Source organism: Streptomyces sp. YS-3, assembly GCF_045257485.1.
Lineage (GTDB): Bacteria > Actinomycetota > Actinomycetes > Streptomycetales > Streptomycetaceae > Streptomyces.
On record NZ_JBJHPC010001139.1, the window covers coordinates 1 to 778 of the forward strand.

The 778-nt window shown below is 72.5% G+C and carries 1 protein-coding gene; it reads right to left on the bottom strand.

The genetic code is table 11. The features are described from left to right. Positions 1-355 precede the first annotated feature (355 nt). Positions 356-709, bottom strand: coding sequence for a cytidine deaminase (locus ACJA3G_RS37970; RefSeq protein WP_406557542.1), 354 nt, complete (start codon positions 707-709; stop codon positions 356-358). Positions 710-778: the final 69 nt, after the last annotated feature.

The following is a 778-nucleotide window of genomic DNA, read 5'->3' on the forward strand; positions in this document are numbered from 1 at the left end:
TTCTTCGGCATCGACCGAAAACAACCGCTCCCCCGACCGACTTCCAGCCACCCCTCCTTTACGCCAGGGGTCCGTCTGCGGCCCGGTGGGGGCTGGTCGCGCAGTTCCCCGCGCCCCTAGGGGGTAGGGGGCTGAGCGACATTTTCGGGAGCCGGCGGTCTACCCAAGGGGCGCGGGGAACTGCGCGAGCAACCCACCACAACCCGCAGACGAAACCGGGCCCCTTCAGGGGCGCGGGGAACTGCGCGACCAGCCACAGACCACCCGCAGACGAACCCCCGGCCTGAAAGGGGCGCGGGGAACTGCGCGAGCAACCCACCACCACCCGAAGACGAACCCCCGGCCAAAAAGGGGCTCAGCCCGCCTGCACCCGTGCGCGGAGCTCCCCGTCCGGCCCCGCCACCAGCACCGGCGTCGCCGCGCCCCCGAGGTCGCGGACCGCCGCCCGGTCCTCCGCCGAGGCCGTCCCCGCCTCGGTCACCACCGCCGCCGCCTCCAGCGACTTCGCCCCGCTCGCCACGGCCATCGCGACCGCCGTACGCAGCGCGGAGAGCTTGAGCGAGTCCAGCTCCACGGTCCCGGCGACGTACGTACGCCCGGTCTCGTCCCGTACGGCCGCGCCCTCCGCCACCCCGTTGCGGGCCCGGGCGCTGCGCGCCAGGGTGATGATCTTGCGGTCCTCGGGGTCGAGTTCGGTGCTCAGAGTCATAGCGAGAGCATAAGGAATGGGCCCGGCCGGACCCACGCGCAACCCCCACCCCTGTCCCCTATACACATC